General features: G+C 60.5%; 18 protein-coding genes and 1 pseudogene. 13 read left to right on the top strand and 6 right to left on the bottom strand.

What is annotated here, in order from left to right:
• Window positions 1-8 precede the first annotated feature (8 nt).
• The 9 genes from mreC to tldD all read left to right on the top strand — a co-directional run bounded on the left by mreC (window position 9) and on the right by tldD (window position 10,804).
• Complete coding sequence (mreC, locus tag ACTG2B_RS02065; RefSeq protein WP_005340053.1) at window positions 9-899, top strand: rod shape-determining protein MreC; 891 nt, start codon at window positions 9-11, stop codon at window positions 897-899.
• Window positions 899-1,384, top strand: coding sequence for a rod shape-determining protein MreD (gene mreD / locus ACTG2B_RS02070; protein WP_005340054.1), 486 nt, complete (start codon window positions 899-901; stop codon window positions 1,382-1,384). Before mreC ends, mreD begins: the two co-directional genes overlap by 1 nt.
• 2 nt (window positions 1,385-1,386) lie before the next feature.
• Window positions 1,387-1,974, top strand: coding sequence for a Maf family protein (locus ACTG2B_RS02075; RefSeq protein WP_005340055.1), 588 nt, complete (start codon window positions 1,387-1,389; stop codon window positions 1,972-1,974).
• Between the two features lie 95 nt (window positions 1,975-2,069).
• Complete coding sequence (gene rng / locus ACTG2B_RS02080) at window positions 2,070-3,539, top strand: ribonuclease G (RefSeq protein WP_005340056.1); 1,470 nt, start codon at window positions 2,070-2,072, stop codon at window positions 3,537-3,539.
• Window positions 3,540-7,433, top strand: coding sequence for a YhdP family protein (locus tag ACTG2B_RS02085; protein ID WP_439995113.1), 3,894 nt, complete (start codon window positions 3,540-3,542; stop codon window positions 7,431-7,433).
• A gap of 34 nt (window positions 7,434-7,467) precedes the next feature.
• Window positions 7,468-7,800: a Dabb family protein gene (locus ACTG2B_RS02090; RefSeq protein WP_236317230.1), complete on the top strand. Its 333-nt coding sequence runs from the start codon at window positions 7,468-7,470 to the stop codon at window positions 7,798-7,800.
• On the top strand, window positions 7,797-8,384 hold the full coding sequence (locus ACTG2B_RS02095; RefSeq protein WP_236317231.1) for a nucleotidyltransferase domain-containing protein: 588 nt from the start codon (window positions 7,797-7,799) through the stop codon (window positions 8,382-8,384). The genes ACTG2B_RS02090 and ACTG2B_RS02095 overlap by 4 nt, the downstream gene beginning before the upstream one ends.
• Before the next feature lie 19 nt (window positions 8,385-8,403).
• Window positions 8,404-9,222 carry a carbon-nitrogen hydrolase family protein gene (locus tag ACTG2B_RS02100; RefSeq protein ID WP_439995114.1) on the top strand — a complete coding sequence of 273 codons (819 nt, stop codon included), beginning with the start codon at window positions 8,404-8,406 and terminating at the stop codon, window positions 9,220-9,222.
• A gap of 133 nt (window positions 9,223-9,355) precedes the next feature.
• The gene (gene tldD, locus ACTG2B_RS02105; RefSeq protein WP_026035085.1) at window positions 9,356-10,804 is read left to right on the top strand and encodes a metalloprotease TldD; all 1,449 of its coding nucleotides are present in this window, start codon (window positions 9,356-9,358) and stop codon (window positions 10,802-10,804) included.
• A 131-nt stretch (window positions 10,805-10,935) separates the two neighbouring features.
• Here tldD and ACTG2B_RS02110 read toward each other — a convergent pair whose 3' ends face one another.
• The 3 genes and pseudogenes from ACTG2B_RS02110 to ACTG2B_RS02120 form a co-directional block, all read right to left on the bottom strand.
• Window positions 10,936-11,139 (bottom strand): hypothetical protein, encoded by a 204-nt coding sequence (locus tag ACTG2B_RS02110; protein WP_005340062.1) that lies wholly within the window; start codon window positions 11,137-11,139, stop codon window positions 10,936-10,938.
• A gap of 159 nt (window positions 11,140-11,298) precedes the next feature.
• The gene (locus tag ACTG2B_RS02115; RefSeq protein WP_005348656.1) at window positions 11,299-12,021 is read right to left on the bottom strand and encodes a MarC family NAAT transporter; all 723 of its coding nucleotides are present in this window, start codon (window positions 12,019-12,021) and stop codon (window positions 11,299-11,301) included.
• Window positions 12,022-12,159: 138 nt separating this feature from the next.
• Window positions 12,160-13,478 (bottom strand): annotated as a pseudogene (locus ACTG2B_RS02120) (MFS transporter).
• Between the two features lie 166 nt (window positions 13,479-13,644).
• Here ACTG2B_RS02120 and ACTG2B_RS02125 point away from each other — a divergent pair.
• Window positions 13,645-14,319 carry an ATP-binding protein gene (locus ACTG2B_RS02125; RefSeq protein ID WP_439995115.1) on the top strand — a complete coding sequence of 225 codons (675 nt, stop codon included), beginning with the start codon at window positions 13,645-13,647 and terminating at the stop codon, window positions 14,317-14,319.
• A gap of 107 nt (window positions 14,320-14,426) precedes the next feature.
• Entirely contained in the window at window positions 14,427-15,146 is a 720-nt protein-coding gene (gene aphA / locus ACTG2B_RS02130; protein ID WP_005342927.1) for an acid phosphatase AphA, read from the top strand.
• Between the two features lie 72 nt (window positions 15,147-15,218).
• On the opposite strand, the gene ACTG2B_RS02135 is transcribed toward aphA, so the two are convergent.
• Complete coding sequence (locus tag ACTG2B_RS02135; protein ID WP_005348674.1) at window positions 15,219-15,485, bottom strand: hypothetical protein; 267 nt, start codon at window positions 15,483-15,485, stop codon at window positions 15,219-15,221.
• A gap of 169 nt (window positions 15,486-15,654) precedes the next feature.
• Between ACTG2B_RS02135 and ACTG2B_RS02140 the strand changes: the two genes are divergently transcribed.
• Together ACTG2B_RS02140 and ACTG2B_RS02145 are read left to right on the top strand one after the other, a co-directional pair.
• Window positions 15,655-16,476 (top strand): HDOD domain-containing protein, encoded by an 822-nt coding sequence (locus ACTG2B_RS02140; RefSeq protein WP_005357745.1) that lies wholly within the window; start codon window positions 15,655-15,657, stop codon window positions 16,474-16,476.
• Window positions 16,477-16,604: 128 nt separating this feature from the next.
• The gene (locus ACTG2B_RS02145) at window positions 16,605-17,102 is read left to right on the top strand and encodes a GNAT family N-acetyltransferase (RefSeq protein ID WP_421268998.1); all 498 of its coding nucleotides are present in this window, start codon (window positions 16,605-16,607) and stop codon (window positions 17,100-17,102) included.
• A gap of 155 nt (window positions 17,103-17,257) precedes the next feature.
• On the opposite strand, the gene ACTG2B_RS02150 is transcribed toward ACTG2B_RS02145, so the two are convergent.
• Both ACTG2B_RS02150 and ACTG2B_RS02155 read right to left on the bottom strand, forming a co-directional pair.
• Window positions 17,258-17,434: a hypothetical protein gene (locus ACTG2B_RS02150; RefSeq protein ID WP_005340085.1), complete on the bottom strand. Its 177-nt coding sequence runs from the start codon at window positions 17,432-17,434 to the stop codon at window positions 17,258-17,260.
• Between the two features lie 506 nt (window positions 17,435-17,940).
• Window positions 17,941-19,218, bottom strand: a complete 1,278-nt coding sequence (locus ACTG2B_RS02155) for a cation:proton antiporter (RefSeq protein ID WP_021231596.1) — start codon at window positions 19,216-19,218, stop codon at window positions 17,941-17,943.
• Between the last annotated feature and the right edge of the window lie 87 nt (window positions 19,219-19,305).

The following is a 19,305-nucleotide window of genomic DNA, read 5'->3' on the forward strand; positions in this document are numbered from 1 at the left end:
GACGACCCATGAAACCCATTTTTGGTAGAGGCCCTTCGCTTCAGTTACGGTTGTTTCTCGCCGTCATCATCTCCATCGCTGCCATCGTCGCGGATTCCCGCTTCGGTGTGTTTACCCATGTCCGCGTCTACCTCAGTTCGTTAGTCAGTCCCCTGCAATACATGGCCAATGCGCCGGGTACCCTGCTCGACACCATGTCGACCCAGGTGCAGACCCGCGCCGATCTGATCGAGCAGACCAAACAGCAGGAGCAACAGCTGTTTACCCTGCGTGCCCGTCTGCTCAAAATGGATCAGCTGGAACACGAAAACCAAAGGCTGCGTGAGCTGCTCGGTTCGCCGGTGCACAAGGAGTCCCGCAAGATGGTGGCCGAGCTGCTGTCGGTGGATTCCGACCCCTTCAGCCATCAGGTGCTGATCAACAAGGGGGCGCTGGATGGCGTCTACAACGGTCAGGCGGTGATTAACGATCAGGGGGTGATTGGTCAGGTGCTCCACGTGGGCTCCACTACCAGTCGCGTGCTGCTGATCACCGACTCCAGCCACGGCATTCCGGTGCGGGTGCTGCGCAACGACTTGCGCGCCATTGCCTCCGGCAGTGGCGAGCTCGACAAGCTTGAGCTGCGCAACCTGCCGCGCAATACCGATATTCAGGTGGGTGATCTGCTGGTTACCTCGGGTCTGGGTGGCCGCTTCCCGGAAGGTTATCCGGTGGCGACTGTGACCCGCTCCGAGTATGTGGAGGGCAAGCCCTTCGCTCAGGTCGAGGCCAAGCCGCTGGTGGAGCTGGACAGACTGCGCTATCTGCTGTTGCTGTGGACCGACAAGAAGCCTGAAGTACATGATGAGGATGGCGAACGGGCGGCTCCCGCTGCGTCCGCCGCAGGAGCCACCCGCTGATGCTAGAACCCGCCAGCGGCAGGATCTGGATCTGGATCTCGATCCTGCTGGCCTTGAGCCTGTCGATCCTGCCGCTTCCTTTTGAATTTGACCCCTTCCGTCCGGACTGGCTGGCCATGGTGCTCATCTACTGGGCGCTGGCTTTGCCGCACCGGACCAACGTCGGCACCGCCTGGGTGGCGGGCCTGCTGCTGGATGTGCTGCTTGGCAGTACCCTCGGCGTGCGGGCGATGGCGATGGCTATCACCACCTATCTGGCGGCCTTCCAGTTCCAGAAGATCCGCAACTTCTCCCTCTGGCAGCAGGCACTGATCATCGGTGGCCTCTCGCTGGTGGGTAAAATGACGGTATTCTGGGCAGAGCATCTGTTCAGCCAGGCCAGTCTCAACTTCTCCTACTTTTGGTCGACGTTGACGACGATGCTAATATGGCCCTGGGTGTTTCTGGTGCTGCGCAAGGTGCGGCGCCGCTTCAATATCAGGTAAATATGAACAAAAACAACGAACCACAACTCTATCTCGCCTCGGCTTCTCCCCGTCGCCGTGAACTGCTGACCCAGATTGGCTACCGCTTCGAGGTGCTGAAACTGGATGTGCCCGAGCAGCGGGAAGAGGGGGAAAAGGCGCAGGATTACGTCTGCCGCCTCGCCCGTGACAAGGCGATGGCGGGCGTGGCGTGTGCGCCGACGGCGTTGCCGGTGCTGGGTGCCGACACCATAGTGGTGCTGGGCGACCGGGTACTGGAGAAACCGTCCGATCTGCTGGATGCCAAAGATATGCTGGAGTCCCTCTCCGGCAAGGTGCATCAGGTGATGACGGCGGTAGCGCTGGCCAGCAAGGATCGTTGTGACGTGCGTCTGGTCACCACCAACGTGGCGTTTCGCAAGCTGGACGAGGCCGAGATCGAGGCCTACTGGCAGACCGGTGAGCCCTGTGACAAGGCCGGGGCGTATGGCATTCAGGGTATTGCCGGCAAGTTTGTCAGCCGCATCGAAGGGAGCTATAGCGCCGTGGTCGGCCTGCCCCTGCTGGAGACAGATTTGCTGATCAAGCATCATCTGGAACAGCTCAAATAATTTCCCGTCAGCTGTGCTCTGCTGCGTTTCTCCCTTGCGCGCGTTGTACCGGATTGGCTCTATAGAATTCAAAACTGGAACAGGCAAGGTTACTTATGTCGGTAGAACTGCTGGTTAACGTTACCCCCTCCGAAACCCGGGTCGCTCTGGTCGAAAACGGTCTGCTGCAGGAAGTGCATGTAGAACGTCAGGCCAAACGCGGCATTGTCGGCAATATCTACAAAGGCAAGATCAGCCGGGTGCTCCCGGGCATGCAGGCAGCCTTCGTCGATATCGGTATGGACAAGGCGGCCTTTTTGCACGCCTCTGATATCGTCCCTCACACCGAGTGTGTGGCGGTGAAGGAGAAGGAGCAGTTCCAGGTCGGCAACATCGCCGAGCTGGTGCGTCAGGGGCAGGACATCATGGTGCAGGTGGTGAAAGATCCGCTGGGCACCAAGGGGGCCCGTCTCACCACCGACATCACCCTGCCATCCCGCTATCTGGTCTTTATGCCGGGCAGCGCCCACGTCGGTGTCTCCCAACGTATCGAGTCCGAAGCAGAGCGGGAGCGCCTCAAGCGCACCGTGGCCGGTTATGTGGACGAGCTGGGTGGCTACATCATCCGCACCGCTGCCGAAGGAGTGGGGGAGCAGGAGCTGGAGCAGGATGCTGCCTTCCTGAAGCGTCTGTGGCGCAAGATCCTCGAGCGCAAGCAGAAGTATCCCCCCTGCAAGATCCTCTACGAAGATCCCAGTCTGGCATTCCGTGTAGTGCGCGACTTCGTCGGTGCCGAGCTCGACAAGATCCGCGTCGACTCGCGCCAGAGCTTCGATCAGCTCAAGCGCTTCACCGAAGAGTACGTGCCTGAGCTGGCCAGCAAGCTGGAGTACTACCCCGGCGAGTCGCCGATCTTCGATCTCTACGACGTGGAGAACGAGATCCAGCGGGCGCTGGAGCGCAAGGTGGAGCTGAAATCCGGCGGCTACCTCATCATCGACCAGACCGAAGCCATGACCACGGTGGATATCAACACCGGCGCCTTTGTCGGTCATCGCAATCTGGAAGAGACCATCTTCAACACCAACGTCGAGGCGACGGCGGCCATCGCCCGTCATCTGCGCCTGCGCAACCTTGGCGGCATCATCATCATCGACTTCATCGACATGCAGTCGGAAGATCACCGCCGTCGGGTGCTGCACAGCCTGGAGCAGGCGCTCTCAAAGGATCGCGCCAAGACCAACGTCAATGGCTTCTCCCAGCTTGGTCTGGTGGAGATGACCCGCAAGCGCACCCGCGAGAGTCTGGAGCATGTGCTCTGCTCCGAGTGCCCCGAGTGCAAGGGACGCGGCCGGGTCAAGACGGTGGAGTCGGTCTGCTTCGAGATCCTGCGGGAGATCATTCGGGTCAATCGTGCCTATGATGCGGATCAGTTCACCGTCTACGCAGCCCCGGCCGTGGCCGACTACCTCCATGGCGAGGAGTCCCACAGTCTGGCGGAGCTGGAAGTGTTCATCGGCAAGCAGGTGCGGGTAGTGAGCGAACCCCTCTGTGGTCAGGAGCAGTTCGACGTGGTGATGATGTAATTGGTCTATCGCTGGCTGAGTCGGGGCTGGTTGGCCCTGGGGGTCCTGTTCGTACTGATGGCCATGCTGGTCACCCTGGTACGGGTCGGGGGCCCTTTGCTGAATCAATACCGGGAGAGTCTGATCCACACTCTGCTGGGTGATTCACAACTCAAGGTCAGCGTGGAGCAAGTGGGGCTGGACTGGACACAGTCCGGGCCCGCCCTCGAACTGCAACAACTCGCCATCGCCCCGGATTCGGGGCGTTTTGCCGTACAGCTCGGCAAAGCCTGGGTGCATCTCGACTTCTGGCGCACCATTAACGAGCTAAAGCCGGTGTTTGGCGAGCTGATCCTGAGCGATGGCGATATCACCATCGACTTGCGCCAACCGGCTGACGAGAGCCCCTCCGGCGATCCCCAGCAGGGCGCCCTGCTGCGCTTTCTGCTGACCCAGCTTTCTACCTTCGATGTGCACAACACCCGTCTCAGCGTCACCACCTCCCTCGGTGATCTGCGCGCCCTCGACATCGCCCAACTGCGCTGGCAGAACCGTGGCAAGCGCCATCAGGGGGTCGGCAAGGCTTACCTCATCAACGGGGTGGGCGAGAGCACCCTCGATCTGATTCTGGATGTGGACGCCCCGACTGCCCGGCTCGATCGCCTCAAGGGGCAACTCTATCTGGGGGCCCGCCAGCTCGATATCACCCCGACCCAGGCCAAAATCCATGCGGGCGAACCCAAGGTTGCCGGTCAGCTCGACTTCCAGCTCTGGAGCGAGTTTGACAGCGGCAAGCTGGGCAATACCCTGCTGGCGTTTGGCAACAATTACCTGATCTGGAAGGATCCCAAGAAAGGGGATATGCACCGCTTCGGCCTCGATGGCGGCAAGATCCAGCTGCGCCGTGAGGGCACCGACTGGCAACTGGCGAGCCATAACGTCACCTTCAAGCTGGATGGCAAGCCCTGGTTGCAGAGCCGCTTGCAGCTGGAGCGGATCGGGGATCGGGTGCAGGGCTATCTGCCCAGCATAGAGTTCGACAAGATCACCCAGATCAGTCAGCTGGTCTCGGCGCTCTACCCCACACTCTGCGAGACCCTGCGCCAGACCAATCCGCAGGGTTCGGTGCAGGAGCTGACGCTGCTGGCCAATGCCGATTGGCAGGATCTCTCCCTCAGTGGCCGCTTCAGCAAGGTGCACCTCAAGGCGTGGCAGGATATACCCGGGATGCAGGATCTCAACGGCGAGTTCTGGCTTACCCCGAGCGGTGGTAGCGCCAGACTGGCGCTGGCGAACGACAAGGTGGATCCCGCCCGTCACTTCAAGATGCCGATCTCGGTCGACAACTTCTCGGCCCGCCTCGACTGGTGGCGCGAGGAACAGGGCTGGGTGCTCTACGGTCAGGATATTGCGCTGGATAACCCGGATCTGACCCTGTCCAGCCGTTTCCGCCTCGATCTGTTCGAGCACCCTTTCCTCGCCCTGACCGGTCGCATCGATGTGAAGAATGCGGGCCATGCGGATCGCTACTTCCCGCTGCAGGCGATGGACAAGGGGCTGGTGGATTACCTGAGCGGCGCCATCAAGGGGGGCAAGGCCAAGGGGGCCGACCTGCTCTGGTATGGGGAGTTTCGGGATTTCCCCTACGACAACGGCAAGGGCATCTTCCAGGTAGCGGTGCCGCTGGAGCAGGCCACCTACGAATTTTTCCCCGGTTGGCAACCGCTTACCGACCTGCAGATCGATCTCTTGTTCCAGAATGCCGGTCTCGATATGCGCAGCCGATCCACCAAACTCGGCAAGGCGAGCTCCGACTCGGTGCATGCCTGGATCCCGGATCTCTCCCCCGGCGCCCACCTCTATGTGGATGCCAAGGTGCAGGGAGAGGGCAAGGCCATCAGCGACTACCTGCAGGACTCTCCGCTGGGCAGTTCGGTAGGTCAGGCGCTGCGGGAGATCGAGATCCGCGGCCCGATGGCAGGATCGGTCAAGCTCGACATTCCTCTCGATGGCGAGCGCGAGGTGAAGGCGAGCGGCGATGCCACCTTCAGCAACAACAAGGTGCGGGTCGCCAGTCTGGATCTGCCGCTGGAGAAGGTGCAGGGGCGCCTCGAATATGACAACGAACAGACCCGTTTCAGCAACCTCAAGGCGAGCCTGTGGAACCAGCCGCTGACCCTCGATTATCAGGGGCGCCAGCATCCGGATCACTATCAGGTCGACCTCGATTTCAAGGGGCAGTGGGATAGCCGCCGCCAGCCCGCCGCCATCTCTTCATTCGGCATTCTCAACGGCCGCAGTAACTGGGGCGGCAAGCTCGGGTTGACCCTGCCCGACAGCAAGCCATTTAGTTTCCAGCTGGCGCTCGACTCCAACCTGCAGGGGATGGGGCTGGATCTGCCGCTGCCGCTGGCCAAGAGCAGTGCCAGCCGGCTACCGCTCAAGGTGATCGCCCGTGGCCGGGATGGCAGCGCCGACATTCGTGCCGTACTGGGGGCTGATGTGGATATGCAGACCCGACTGGTCTACGGCGAAGGGGTACCTTATCTCAGCCGGGTGCGAGTTGATGTGGGCCAGCCGGGCGCCCGGGTAATGCGCGATGCCCCCATGCTGCTCGCCATCAACCAGCAGGAGGCCGATGTCGGCGGCTGGCTGGCCAGACTCAAGCAGTGGTTGCCAGCGCAGAACCAGACCGGCAATGCGGTGGTCGGCCCCGCCTTCCTGCCGCAGGAGTGGTGGGTGGATGGACAGCTGGCTCGCGCCTATATCGGCAGTGCCACCCTCAAGGCGGCGCGTTTCACCGTGGGGCCGACCAATCAGGCGACCGAAGTGATGATCGACAGCCCCGATGTGATGGGGGTGATCCGCCTGCCCGCAGTGGCCAATCGCCCGGTGGATGCCAAGTTTGCCCGCATCTACTGGTCCGGCAAGAGTTCGGATCTCAGCCCGGACCCCGATGCCAAACAGGACAACGCCATCATGGCATCCATCCCCTGGTTGAAGGTGAGTTGTGTCGATTGCCGCTTTGGCGAGCTACCTCTTGGTGAAGTGAAAGGGGAGCTGGTGCCCGGCGCCAACAAGGTGACCCTCAAGGGGCTGGATGTGCGGCTGGCGGGGAGTCAGCTCACCGGCAGCGTCGACTGGCTGGCCGATGGCAACCGGATGGAGACCCGCACCCGTGGCAAGCTGACCAGCAACAACAGCGAGCTGCTGCTCAAGCGGCTCGGCTACACCTCGCCCATCGGCGATGCCCCCGGCTCCCTCGCTTTTGATCTGAACTGGCAGGATGTGCCCTATCGCCCGAGCCTGCCGACTCTGGGGGGAAGTGCCAACTATCAGCTGGAGGGTGGCACCCTGCGGGAGGTCAACGACAAGGGAGCGCGGCTGCTCTCCCTGCTCAGCCTCGACTCCCTGCTGCGCAAGCTGCGGCTCGATTTTCGCGATGTGTTCGACAAGGGCTTCTACTTCGAATCCATGTCTGCCTCTGCCACCATCAAGCAGGGGCAGGTCAGCAACGATGATTTCTATATGAAGGGGGCGGCAGGCAACCTGCGCGGCGAGGGGATCGCCGATCTGGTGCACTGGCGGCTCGACTATGAGCTGAGTTTTTCCCCCAATCTGGGGGGCACCCTGCCGGTGGTGGCCGCTTTCTCCATCACGCCGGTCACGGGTCTCTATGTGCTGGCCCTCTCCAAACTGCTGGAGCCGGTAGTGGATGTGGTGACCCGCATCGATTTTCGCATCTCGGGCCCGCTAGACGCACCCAAGCTGATCGAGGCGGGGCGAGATCGTGCGCGCATCAAGCTCAACCAGCAGCAGAAAGAGGCGGTTGACGCCGTTGCCCCCGGCCTGCCTACCCAAGAGGTGACCCCTTTCCTGCTGAGCCCCAAACACGCGGGGCCAGCTCAGCGTTGAACGAGCGGCCCGGCACCATCACAAGGAGTGAGCCATGATCCGACATATCCTGCTGATCGCCTTCAAGCCGGGCACCCAGCCTGCCCGGATAGATGCGGTGCGTACCGCCTTTCTCGCCATTCCCCATCAGGTCAGCGGCGTGACCGCCGTGGAGTGGGGTCGGGATGACAGCCCAGAGGGGCGGGCCGAGGGGTTTACTCATAGTGTGCTGATGACCTTCGCCGACGAAGCGGCCCGCCAGCGCTATCTGCCCCATCCTGATCACGATGCCCTCAAGACCATCTTCCGTCCGGTGCTGGCGCGCATCATAGTGCTGGATTACACCCTGCAGGCGGGGGATGCGGTTGCTGTCGGGGTTTCGTCATGATGAAGGATGAGCGCTGGTCTGCCATCCCGCCACTGCAGCGCGCACTGCTGGAATCAGTTATGAAACATGGCGCAGCCCATCCTGCGATTGATGCTGGGGTAGTAGTTGGGTCGCTCGCCAAGGGCAAGGCAGACAGGGTATCAGATGTCGATCTCTTGCTGCTGGCCGAGCCGGGCTTCCATAAGCAGGGAGACGAACTGGTGCGCACCATTGTGGGGGATCGGCCCATCTTTCACTGCTGGCAAGGAAGACATGAAGAGGTCTGTTCATACTGGCGCTTCATATTCCTCGACATGACCAGCATCGAGATCCACATCCTTGATCGGGGGGCTGAGTTCCCCCTTGCCAAACCTTATTTGCCACTGTTCGATAAAACTTCCTCCCTTGGTGCGCTTGAGGTTTCTGGCCCTGCCCCAAGCCATTGGGACTTTCCTGCCTATATGGCCGAAGGGGATGGGCTGGTGTGGGAGTTGTTCGATTGCCTCAAATGGGCGGAGCGGGGGCAGCGGGGATTGGTCAGGCATCATCTTCGCAAGTTGCTGGCAGAAATGGATAAAGACCCGAATATTATGGATCGCGATTAATGCGGACAAGGAGAACGTCATGTGGTTAGCCGCAATACAGCTAGTATCTGGCCGTCACTGGCAGGATAACCGGGAGCAGATCGCCGCTGAACTGGCGGCCTTGCCCAAAGAGCGGCCGCTGCTGGTGCTGTTGCCGGAGAACTTTGCCCTGTTTGGCGAACGGCAGGGTTATCTGGATGGGGCCGAGACCATAGGTGAGGGCCCGATCCAGCAGCAGCTGGCCGAATGGGCACGAGATTACGGCATCTGGCTGGTGGCCGGGGCTATGCCGACAAGAATGCCGACCACCATCGCAGGTTCCGACCATATCCACACCAGCTCGCTGGTGTTTGACCCCAGCGGTGAGCTCAGGGGCCACTACCACAAGATCCACCTGTTCGACGTGGATGTGGCGGACAATCACGGTCGCTACCGTGAGTCGGAGACCTTCAGCCCGGGGGAGGAGCCTGTGTTGGTGGACTCTCCCTTTGGTCCCCTCGGCCTCTCGATCTGTTATGATCTGCGCTTTCCCGAGCTCTACCGCCAGTTGGCCCGAGCCGGTGCCCGCGTGCTGCTGGTGCCTGCCGCCTTTACCGCCGTGACCGGCGAGGCGCACTGGGAGCCGCTGCTGCGGGCCCGCGCCATCGAAAACCAGTGCTACGTAGTCGCGGCCAATCAGGGCGGCACTCACGAAACGGGGCGCCAGACCTGGGGCCACAGCATGGTGATCGACCCCTGGGGTCGGGTGCTGGCGAGCAAAGAGTGCGGGCGCGGCACAGTGCTGGCGAAGATGGAGCCCGGATTTATCGACGAATTGCATCGCACCATGCCAGTGCTGCAACACGCCCGTTTGCTCTGATGGTGTGGTGAAAAATTGAAACGCAGCCGTTTGCCTGTGCTGGAGCATGCCCGTTTGTTGTGATGGTGTGGCTTGTCGCCAACCCGTCGGCAAGACGATTTAAAACAGCTCGTTACGAGAGTGGAGAAGAAGATTGAGTCTATTGAGCCAGGTTAGTGCCTCCCTGTTGGCCCCGAACGATCTCGACGAAGGGCGCCTGCAGCAGCTGCTCGGCAGCCTGATGAGCCATCAGGTGGAGTTCGGCGATCTCTATTTCCAGCGCAGCTGGCACGAGTCCTGGATGCTGGAAGATGGCATCGTCAAGGATGGCAGCTACAACATCGATCAGGGGGTCGGGGTGCGCGCCGTCAGCGGCGAGAAGACTGGCTTCGCCTACTCGGACGAGCTGAGCCTGCTGGCGCTGCAACAGTCGGTGACTGCCGCTCGCGGCATCGCCGCAGCCGGTGCTCACGGCAAGGTGAAGGCGTGGGCGCGCACCGAAGCGAACCTGCTCTATCCGGCCATGGATCCGCTGCAGACCCTCGACAAGCATCAGAAGATCGCCCTGCTGGAGCAGATGGACAAGTTCGCCAGAAGTCTGGATCCCGCAATCAATCAGGTGATGGCCTCCATCAGCGGCGTCTACGAAGAGGTGCTGGTGGCCGCCACCGACGGCACCCTGGCCGCCGATGTGCGTCCGCTGGTGCGTCTGTCGGTGACCGTGATCGCCGAGAAGGGCGATCGCCGCGAGCGTGGCAGTGCCGGTGGCGGTGGCCGCTTTGGTTACGACTGGTTCCTCGAACTGGACGGGCTGGAGAGCCGCGCCTTTGGCTATGTGCGTGAAGCTGTGCGTCAGGCGCTGGTCAATCTGGAAGCCATCGACGCGCCAGCCGGTACCATGCCGGTGGTGCTGGGCTCCGGCTGGCCTGGCGTGCTGCTGCACGAGGCGGTGGGCCACGGTCTGGAGGGGGATTTCAACCGCAAGGGATCTTCCGCATTTGCTGGCCGCATCGGCGAGCAGGTGGCCTCCAAGCACTGTACCATCGTCGATGATGGCACCCTGCCGGGTCGGCGCGGCTCCGTCTCCATCGATGACGAGGGCACACCGGGTGGCTACAACGTGCTGATCGAGAACGGCATCCTAAAGGGTTACTTGCAGGACAAGCAGAACGCTCGCCTGATGGGGGTGCCGCTCACCGGCAACGGTCGCCGCGAATCCTACGCCGCCATGCCGATGCCGCGCATGACCAACACATACATGCTGGCGGGTCAGTACGATCCGGCGGAGATCATCGCCTCGGTGAAGAAGGGCATTTATGCCCCCAACTTCGGCGGCGGCCAGGTGGACATCACCTCCGGCAAGTTTGTCTTCTCCGCCTCCGAGGCTTACCTCATCGAGGATGGCAAGATCACCGCTCCCATCAAGGGCGCGACCCTGATCGGTAACGGCCCCGAAGCGATGAGCCAGGTCTCCATGGTGGGTAGCGATCTTGCGCTGGATCGCGGGGTTGGCATCTGCGGCAAGGAGGGGCAGAGCGTGCCGGTCGGTGTCGGCCAGCCCACCCTCAAACTGGACCAGCTCACCGTGGGTGGCACGTCGTAGGTTGGGTTAGCCGCGCAGCGGCGTAACCCGATGCATTCAAACCCCGGCTCTTGCCGGGGTTTTGCTATTCAGGGAACCACAGGCAACAAAAAGCCCCGGTCGTTGGACCGGGGCTGGCGGGTTATTCGGTATCAGTTGACGGATATGGCGCGGGCGTCGATGAAATAGCGAGCGTTACCCTGTTTGTCGATCTGGATTTTGGCAACCAGCTGCTCTTGATCTTTATATTCCCAGCGTTGCTCGATCTTGGCGAGGGATGGGCTCGCAATCCCAACCACGTTCAGGTACTCGTGAAACAGGCTATGGCTCCCTATTTCGGTCAGCATCTTGTCCATCTGCATACTCTCCTGAAGTTGAGTGGGTATTCATCAACAAACCTATCAGCGTCCATCTGAATAAAGTCTGTATGAAAAACAAACTAACTCATTTGTGTGTCAATAACATGATCAGGGACAAGATCAGTGCAGATCGTCAGGGACTTTTTGATACCGTTTTCAATCAGAGCCGGTGGGCTTCTGCGGCAACTGATCAAACGTGCCGGAAGCCTTTGGTAGCGCCGGTGCGGTTTGCACGGTCTGGCCGCCGTGGAATACCGGATCCTGTGCCACTTCCTTGATGCCATTGATGCAAAACTGCATACCCATGCAGACCAGCAGGAAGCCCATGATGCGGGTCATGGCATCGATGCCGGTGGCGCCCAGGATCTTGCAGACCGGGTCCGCCAGCTTCAATACTCCCCAGCTGATCAGGCTCATCAGGGCAAACGCCGTTACCACACCGGCGTAGATGGTGAGACGGTTGTACTCGTCAGGCAGCTCGGCAATCTGGGCTGCCCCGCTTATTACCAGCGCCATGGTGCCCGGCCCGCACATGCTGGGCATGGTGAGCGGTACGAAGGCAATGCTCTGGTTTATATCGACCCCGCTCTGCTGGCTGGGGGCGGGGAACAGCATGCGAAAGCCGATAAAGCCGATGATGAGGCCACCGGCCAGGCGCAAGCCCGGAATGGAGATCCCGAACAGATCCAGGATCGAGGATCCGATAAAGAAGGTGATGCAGAGGGTGCAGAACAGATAGATGGCAGCCAGATTGACCTGACGGCGCACGTGTTCGCGCGACATCCCCTTGCTCAGTCCCAGCAGCAGGGTGGCCGTGGTGGGCGGGTTGACCATGGGCAGCAGCGCCAGCAAGGTGAGTAATACGACCTGAAAGAACATCTTGAGCCTCGGATAAAGAGTTGGGAGCCATGGGGCGATGCGGGTGGCAGGCCCCAGAGGGAGGCTATCTTATGCTGGCGAAACTGAACATAAGCAGTACAAAAAAGCCCCGGCAGATACCGGGGCTTGTTGTTCGGGTCAGGCCGCTTGCGGCGCTTGCTGCTGCCGGATGGCCCGTTGCTGGAACCAGAGCCAGAGACCGATGGCGAAACCCAGCACTGACAGACTCACCACATAGTGGGAGGGGGCCAGCATGTCGCTCTTCATCCAGAGGGTCACCGCCATCGGGGTGAGGCCGCCGAAGATGGCGTAGGCCACGTTGTAGGAGAACGACAGACCGGAGAAGCGCACCACCGGCGGGAAGGCGTTGACCATCACGTAAGGCACGGCGCCGACAATCCCGACCGCAAAGCCTGCCAGCATGTAGAGCGGCACAGCTGGCTCGTACCGGCCGCCAGACCGTGATAGAAGGCGTAGCTGGAGCCCGCCAGCAGCAGGGAGCCGAGCATGAAGGTGAGACCGCTGCCCAGCAGGTCGATCAGTCGACCATAGACGATGCAGCCGAGGGTCAGGGCCACGATGGCCAGCGAGTTGGCGGTCAGAGCGTCCGCCGGGCTGATGCCGTAGACCTTCTGCAGATAGGTGGGGGTCATCAGGATCACCACCACGATACCGGCGGAGAGCAGCCAGGTGAGCAGCATGGAGACCACCACGCTGCTCTTGTGGTTGCGCAGCACCGACTTGAGGGGGAGCTCGTCAGCCAGGGTCTTGTTGGCTTTCATCTCGGCGAAGACCGGGGTCTCGTGCAACCAGCGACGCAGGTACATGGCGACGATGCCGAAGATACCGCCGAGCAGGAAGGGCACTCGCCAGCCCCAGTCACTCACTTCGGCCGGGGTCAGGCTCTTGTTGACCGCAGTGGCGATGAGGGAGCCAAGCAGGATGCCAGCCGTCAATCCCGCCGTGAGCGTGCCGCAGGCGACCCCTACCCGACGGGCAGGAACGTGCTCGGCGACAAACACCCAGGCGCCCGGCACTTCACCGCCGATAGCGGCGCCTTGCAGGATCCGCAGTCCCAGCAGGGCGATGGGGGCGCCGATGCCAAGCACCGCATAAGTCGGCAACAGACCGATTAGCAAGGTGGGCAGCGCCATCATGATGATGCTGAGGGTGAACATCCGCTTGCGACCGATGAGATCGCCAAAGTGGGCCATGATGATGCCGCCGAGTGGGCGGGCCAGATAACCGGCGGCGAAGATGCCGAAGGTCTGGAACTGGCGCAGCCACTCGGGAATATCTGCCGGGAAGAACAGCTCGCCGATGACCACGGCGAAGAAGACGAAGATGATGAAGTCGTAAAACTCCAGCGCGCCGCCGAGGGCAGCCAGACTCAGGGTTTTGTAATCCTGTCGATTGAGGGGGCGGGCGTGATCGTGTTGTTGTGTGGTCGTGGTCATATCCGTATGTTTCCCATCGGTTTTTTTAGTTATTGTCACCCCGTGCAAGGGGCATATACAGGTGATCGAGAGTATGCTGCCTGCCTCTTGTGTGTAAATCGCGCAATTCGCAACACTGTCTTGCATCTTTTTGGGGCAATCCGAGTGCCCCGCTGGCGGAGGAATGATGGAAAAGAAACGGGTACTGCTCTCCTGGAGCAGCGGCAAGGATTGCGCATGGGCACTGCATCAGTTGCGGCAAGATCCCGTCATTGAGGTGGTGGGGCTGTTTACCACCCTCAATCAGGCATTCGAGCGGGTGGCGATGCACGGGGTGCGCAAGCAGCTGTTGACCGAGCAGGCCGCCTGCGTCGGGCTGCCTCTCATCACCATCGATCTGCCCTGGCCCTGCAGCAACGAGGATTACGCCCGCATCATGACCGGCTTTATCGCCGATGTGGTGGCACAAGGGATCCGCCATATGGCCTTTGGCGACTTGTTCCTTGAGGATGTGCGCGCCTACCGTGAAAAGCAGCTGGCAGGCACCGGCATCGAACCACTATTCCCGCTCTGGGGCAGCAATACCCGTGAACTGGCGCCGCAGATGGTGGCCGCTGGGTTGAAGGCGCGGATCAGTGCTCTCGACCCGAACAAGCTGGATGCCAGCCTGGGTGGCCATGACTTTGACGAGGCACTGCTGGCGGTGTTGCCGGAGGGGGTCGATCCGTGCGGCGAGAACGGCGAGTTTCACACCCTGGCCTATGATGGCCCCATGTTCTCCCGTCCGCTCGGCATTCGGGTCGGTGAAACAGTGCTGCGCGACGGCGTTGTCTTTACCGATCTGCTGCCAATCAAAGATTAATTATCGGGCGTCAAATGCTCCCTTTTTGCAGGAGCATTCACAGATTTGAGAGGCGGGATGGGGGCACTATTGGCCCCCTCTTTTGATTGAAGATGACAACCTGCCTTATGAAACACATCTCTCGTCCGGCGCTGCTTGCCTCCTTGCTGGCTGCGGCCCTCTCTCTGCCTGCCGTGGCGGGTCAAGCCGCTACCGTTCAGCCGATCCCTGCCGGTGTCACCACCGTCACTCTGGCCCAGCAGGCACCGATCCACTGGGTATCAGTGGAGCAGATTGCCAAGAGTCTGGATGGCCTGCCCCCGATGGCGGTCGGGTTTGATATCGACGATACCCTGCTCTTCTCCAGCCCGGGTTTTTATCGCGGCAAACAGGAGTTCTCGCCCAACGACGAGAGCTATCTGAAGAACCCCGCCTTCTGGGAGAAGATGAATAACGGCTGGGATGCGTTCAGCATGCCGAAAGAGGTGGGCAAGGCGCTCATCGCCATGCATCTCAAGCGTGGTGACCACATCTATTTCGTCACCGGCCGCTCGGCCACCAAGACCGAAACAGTGAGCCAGACCTTGCAGCAGACCATGAATATTCCGGCCGACCAGCTCAATCCGGTGATCTTCGCCGGTGATCAGCCGGGTCAGAACACCAAGGTGCAGTGGCTCAAGGATAAGCAGATGAAGCTCTTCTACGGCGACGCCGATGGGGATATCAAGGCGGCGCAGGAGGTCGGCATTCGCGGCATTCGTCTGCTGCGGGCCGCCAACTCCAGCTATCGGCCACTGCCGTTGGCAGGGGCGCTGGGGGAAGAGGTGATCATCAACTCCCAGTTCTGATCCGGAGTGGATCCATGCAAAAGGGCGGGGCCATTGGCACCCGCCCTTTTTGCATCCGTCATCCAGCTCGGGTCAGTCGTCTGCCCACGGCATCTCGGGCAGGCTGTCGAGGAACTCGCCGTAACGGGTCAGATTGAAGGGGCCCTGATCGGCCTCCATCGCCATCAGCTCGGCACCGAGGGCGCAGGCGATATATTGCAGCGCCTCTTCTCGCGGGGTGCCCTTCATTACCAGCCGCATCAGGGTCGCCTTCACATGGGGCGGGTGACCGTCGTTGAGCTGGTTCTCCACCATCTCCAGCAGCGCGTCTTCATCAAAAAATTCCTGAGTGTCGTTCATGGGATATCCGCAACAGTGAATGTGGCGGCCAGTATAGCCTGAATGTGACTAACACCTTGAATGACCAGCGAATAAACAATCCGATGGGGAGGCCATTTGTTACCCATAATTAGGAAGAGTTTGCCAAGGCAAACAGGTTGGAACACAGATAACATGGATGGACACGCCTATGCCCACGATAGATTCCCTGCTGGCCGAGCCCAAGCTACTGCCCCAGATCCCGGAAGTGATGCGCGATTTGATCCAGACCTTCAATGAAAAGGATCCGGATCTGCTCAAGATCAGCAAGTTGATCAACAAGGACCCTGTCATCTCCGCCAAGTTGCTGCGTCTGGCCAACTCGGCCAAGTTCGGCAGCAGTCGTCAGATCGGCACCGTCAATGAAGCCGCGGTGCGGCTGGGGTTGGCGATGGTGCGCAACATGGTGCTGGCCTGCGGGCTCACCGAATCGGTCACTGCGGTGCCCGGCATTGACCTCAAACATTTCTGGGGCTGCGTCTTCAATGTGGCGGAGCTGGCCCGTCGTCTGGCGGTGAAGAAGGGGATGAAGGGGGATGAGGTCTTTACCTGCGCCCTGCTCTACGATCTTGGCCGACTGGTGATGCATGTGGGGCTGCCGGAAAACACCGTCCATCACATCCACGATCTGGAGTTGCACAAGGGACGGGCCAAGGCGGAAGAGCTGGTGGTCGGCTTCAACTATGCCCAGGTCGGGGCGGCCATGGCACGCTACTGGAAGTTCCCCGAGACCATCAGCAATGCGGTGGAGTATCACTACAACCCCATGCTGGCCAAGGAGTTCTCCGCCGAGGCCGGGTTGATCCATCTGGCGATCGTGCTGGCTGCGCAATCCGATGTGGGGGAAGAGGCGCCACCCGAGTGGCCCCACAAGGTGGCAGATGCGCTGGGGTTGAGCTGGGCCGATTGCGCCGCCCAGTTCACTGCGCTGCGCGAGCAGGGTAATGGCTACGCTGGGTTGCTGGCTGCCTGAGCCCGTTTATCCCATCTCATCAGGGGCCAACGCGGCCCCTTTTTCATGGCCGATGGTGCCACAGGCTTGCCAGCCCGGGAGTGACGGGGCACTCTTTGCCCTTCACTTTTTGTTTGAGAGCCCTTGCCATGATTGCCTCCTCCCGTCTGATCCTGCGCGAAATGATCGCCACCGACGCCCCCTTCATCCTTGAGCTGCTCAATGACGGCGACTTTTATCGTTACATCGGTGATCGGGGCATTCGCACCCTCGAACAGGCGCAGGAGTATATCCAGCAGGGACCGGCGGTCAGCTATGCCCGCTATGGTCACGGACTCTATCTGGTGGAGCGCAAGGAGGACGGTTTCAGCCTCGGTATCTGCGGTTTGATCAAGCGCGATACCCTGGAGCAGGTCGATATCGGTTACGCCTTCCTGCCGCAATATCGCGGTCAGGGCTACGCCATTGAAGCGGCGCAGGCTGCCCTTGCCGATGGCAAAAGCCGGTTGGGGATCGGGCAGGTAGTTGCCATCGTCACTCCGGGCAACGAGCGATCCATCGGCCTGTTGGCCAAGCTGGGGCTGGTGCGCAGTCGACTGGTCAAGTTGAGCGAAGATGCTGATGAGTGCCTGCTGCTGGAGCAGTGATCAAGGTCAGAGAGCGGGAAAGCGAATGGCGAGGTGGCTGTCAGGCTGAGTGACAAGCAAGAGCCCGGGTCTGGCTAAAGGCGTGAGAGAGAAGCAAAGAGGCCGCCGTGAGTTGCGGCCTGTCTGCATCGGGCGCTGCCGGAGGGCAGGCAGGATCAGTTGAGGTCTTCGATGGAGAACTCGCCAGCGATACCATCACAGGAGATGGCGAAACCGCCGCTGAAGCGGGTGCTGAACTGGATCAGAAACGCATCATTGTCGTGCTCTTGCACAGGCAGGTTGATGGGTTTGCTGCGACGCAGGGGCTTGTGTGTTTGTACTGCTTTCATCATGGTATTTCTCTATATAAATTAGGTGTTTGCTCCTTGTATTGGCAAATGTCAGGTCAATGGGCGCGGTCGATTGGGTGAACGACAAGCGCGCAGGAATACCCAGCCCGGTTAAAGGGCGTCTGCACTTTCAAGGAATATGCTGATGCATAAATCAAATTGGGTGGGCAGATCGGGTCTGCACCGTGAGAGCCGGGCAACGCAGGCAGACAGCCTGACGGTTCTCAAGGCGAGTAAATCAGAAGAAGGTTATGCGGGTACTGGCAGGATTCATCGTGAGGTGAAGCATTGCAGGGCAAACATAAACAGGGCTGATTAACTAGCCGGCGCGCATTCTCTCCTCGAAATGAATAAAAAGCAAACAATAATTTGCCGATGTTTAGGTCAGTACGCTTTTCCTCTGTGTAATCAAGGCGCTATCAGCAGCAAATATTCGCAACTATCCGCCATAAAAAGAGGGCTCCCGACGGGAGCCCTCTCTCATTCTGCAATCAGCACAGTGGGCCGACTCAGTAGTCGCCACAGGCCTTCTTGGCAGCCGTGATCATCGGGGTGATGGTCATGCCTTGCACCACGATGGAGAACATAACCACCGAGTAGGTCATCACCAGGATGACCTGACGCAGGTCAACGCCGTGTTCCGGGATCATCATGACGCCGGAGGGGAGTGCCAGTGCCATCGCCATGGCCAGACCACCGCGCAGGCCACCCCAGGTGAGGATCCGCACCGAGAAGGTGTTGTAATTGCGGAATCGGCGGAAAGCCACATAGGGCAGCGACACGCTGATAAAGCGGGCGCCCAGGCAGAGCGGCACCGCAATGACCAGCAGGATCCAGTCACGCCAGGCGAGATCCAGCAGTACCAACGCCAGACCGATCAGCAGGAACAGCAGGGCGTTGAGGAACTGGTCCATCAACTCCCAGAAGTGATCCAGGTGATGGCTGCTCTGCTCTGAGAAGCCGGAGTGACGGGTCCAGTTGCCGATCATGATGCCGGTGACCACCATGGCCAGTGCGCCGGAGACGCCGATCATGTTGGCAAAAGCGAAACCGGCGGTCGGGATGCAGAGGGTCAGCAGCAGCTCCAATGAACCGTCATCTGTGGCGCTGATCATCACGTGGGCGATGAGGCCCAGCACGGCGCCGAACAGGATGCCGCCGAGGGCTTCGTGCAGGAACAGACCGGCTACGCTACCGAAGGTGGGCTCGACACCGCCAAAGGCGACGGCAAACACGGTAGCGAAGATGACGAGGCCAACACCGTCGTTGAACAGGGATTCCCCTTCGATCTGGATGGCGATCTGGGGTGGCGCTTTCATCTTCTTGACGATGGCCAGTACGGCAATCGGGTCAGTGGGGGAGATCAGCGCGCCGAACAGCATGCAGTAGACCAGCGGCAACTCCCAGCCCAGCAGCTTGGCGATAAACCAGAAGCCGTAGCCGATGAGGAAGGTGGAGAGCAGGGTGGCAATGATGGCCAGAATGGTGATCTCCCACTTCTGGCTACGCAGCGCCTTGAGGTTGATGCCAAGGCCACCGGCGAACAGCAGGAAGCCCAGAATCCCCTTCAGCAGGAAGTTCTGGAAGTCGATGCTCTCCATGGTCTTGACGGCAAGAGGTTCCAGGTTGAACCAGCCCAGTTTGCCAAACAGCACCAGCAGTGCGGAGATCAGCATGGAGCCCGCAGTAATGGCGATGGTGGTCTGGATCTTCACAACATACTGGTTGGCAAAGGCGATAAAAATCGCCAACGCTGCCAGAAAACAGAGTGTGTAGTAGACGCTCATAGTTATTTTTTTCTCGTTGGTAGACAGCAAGCACGTATCCCTATGCAGGACGGGCATAGGTTACTCTCGGGCCCTATGTTACTCATT

The organism is Aeromonas sp. 30P, from assembly GCF_051919805.1.
GTDB lineage: Bacteria > Pseudomonadota > Gammaproteobacteria > Enterobacterales > Aeromonadaceae > Aeromonas > Aeromonas veronii.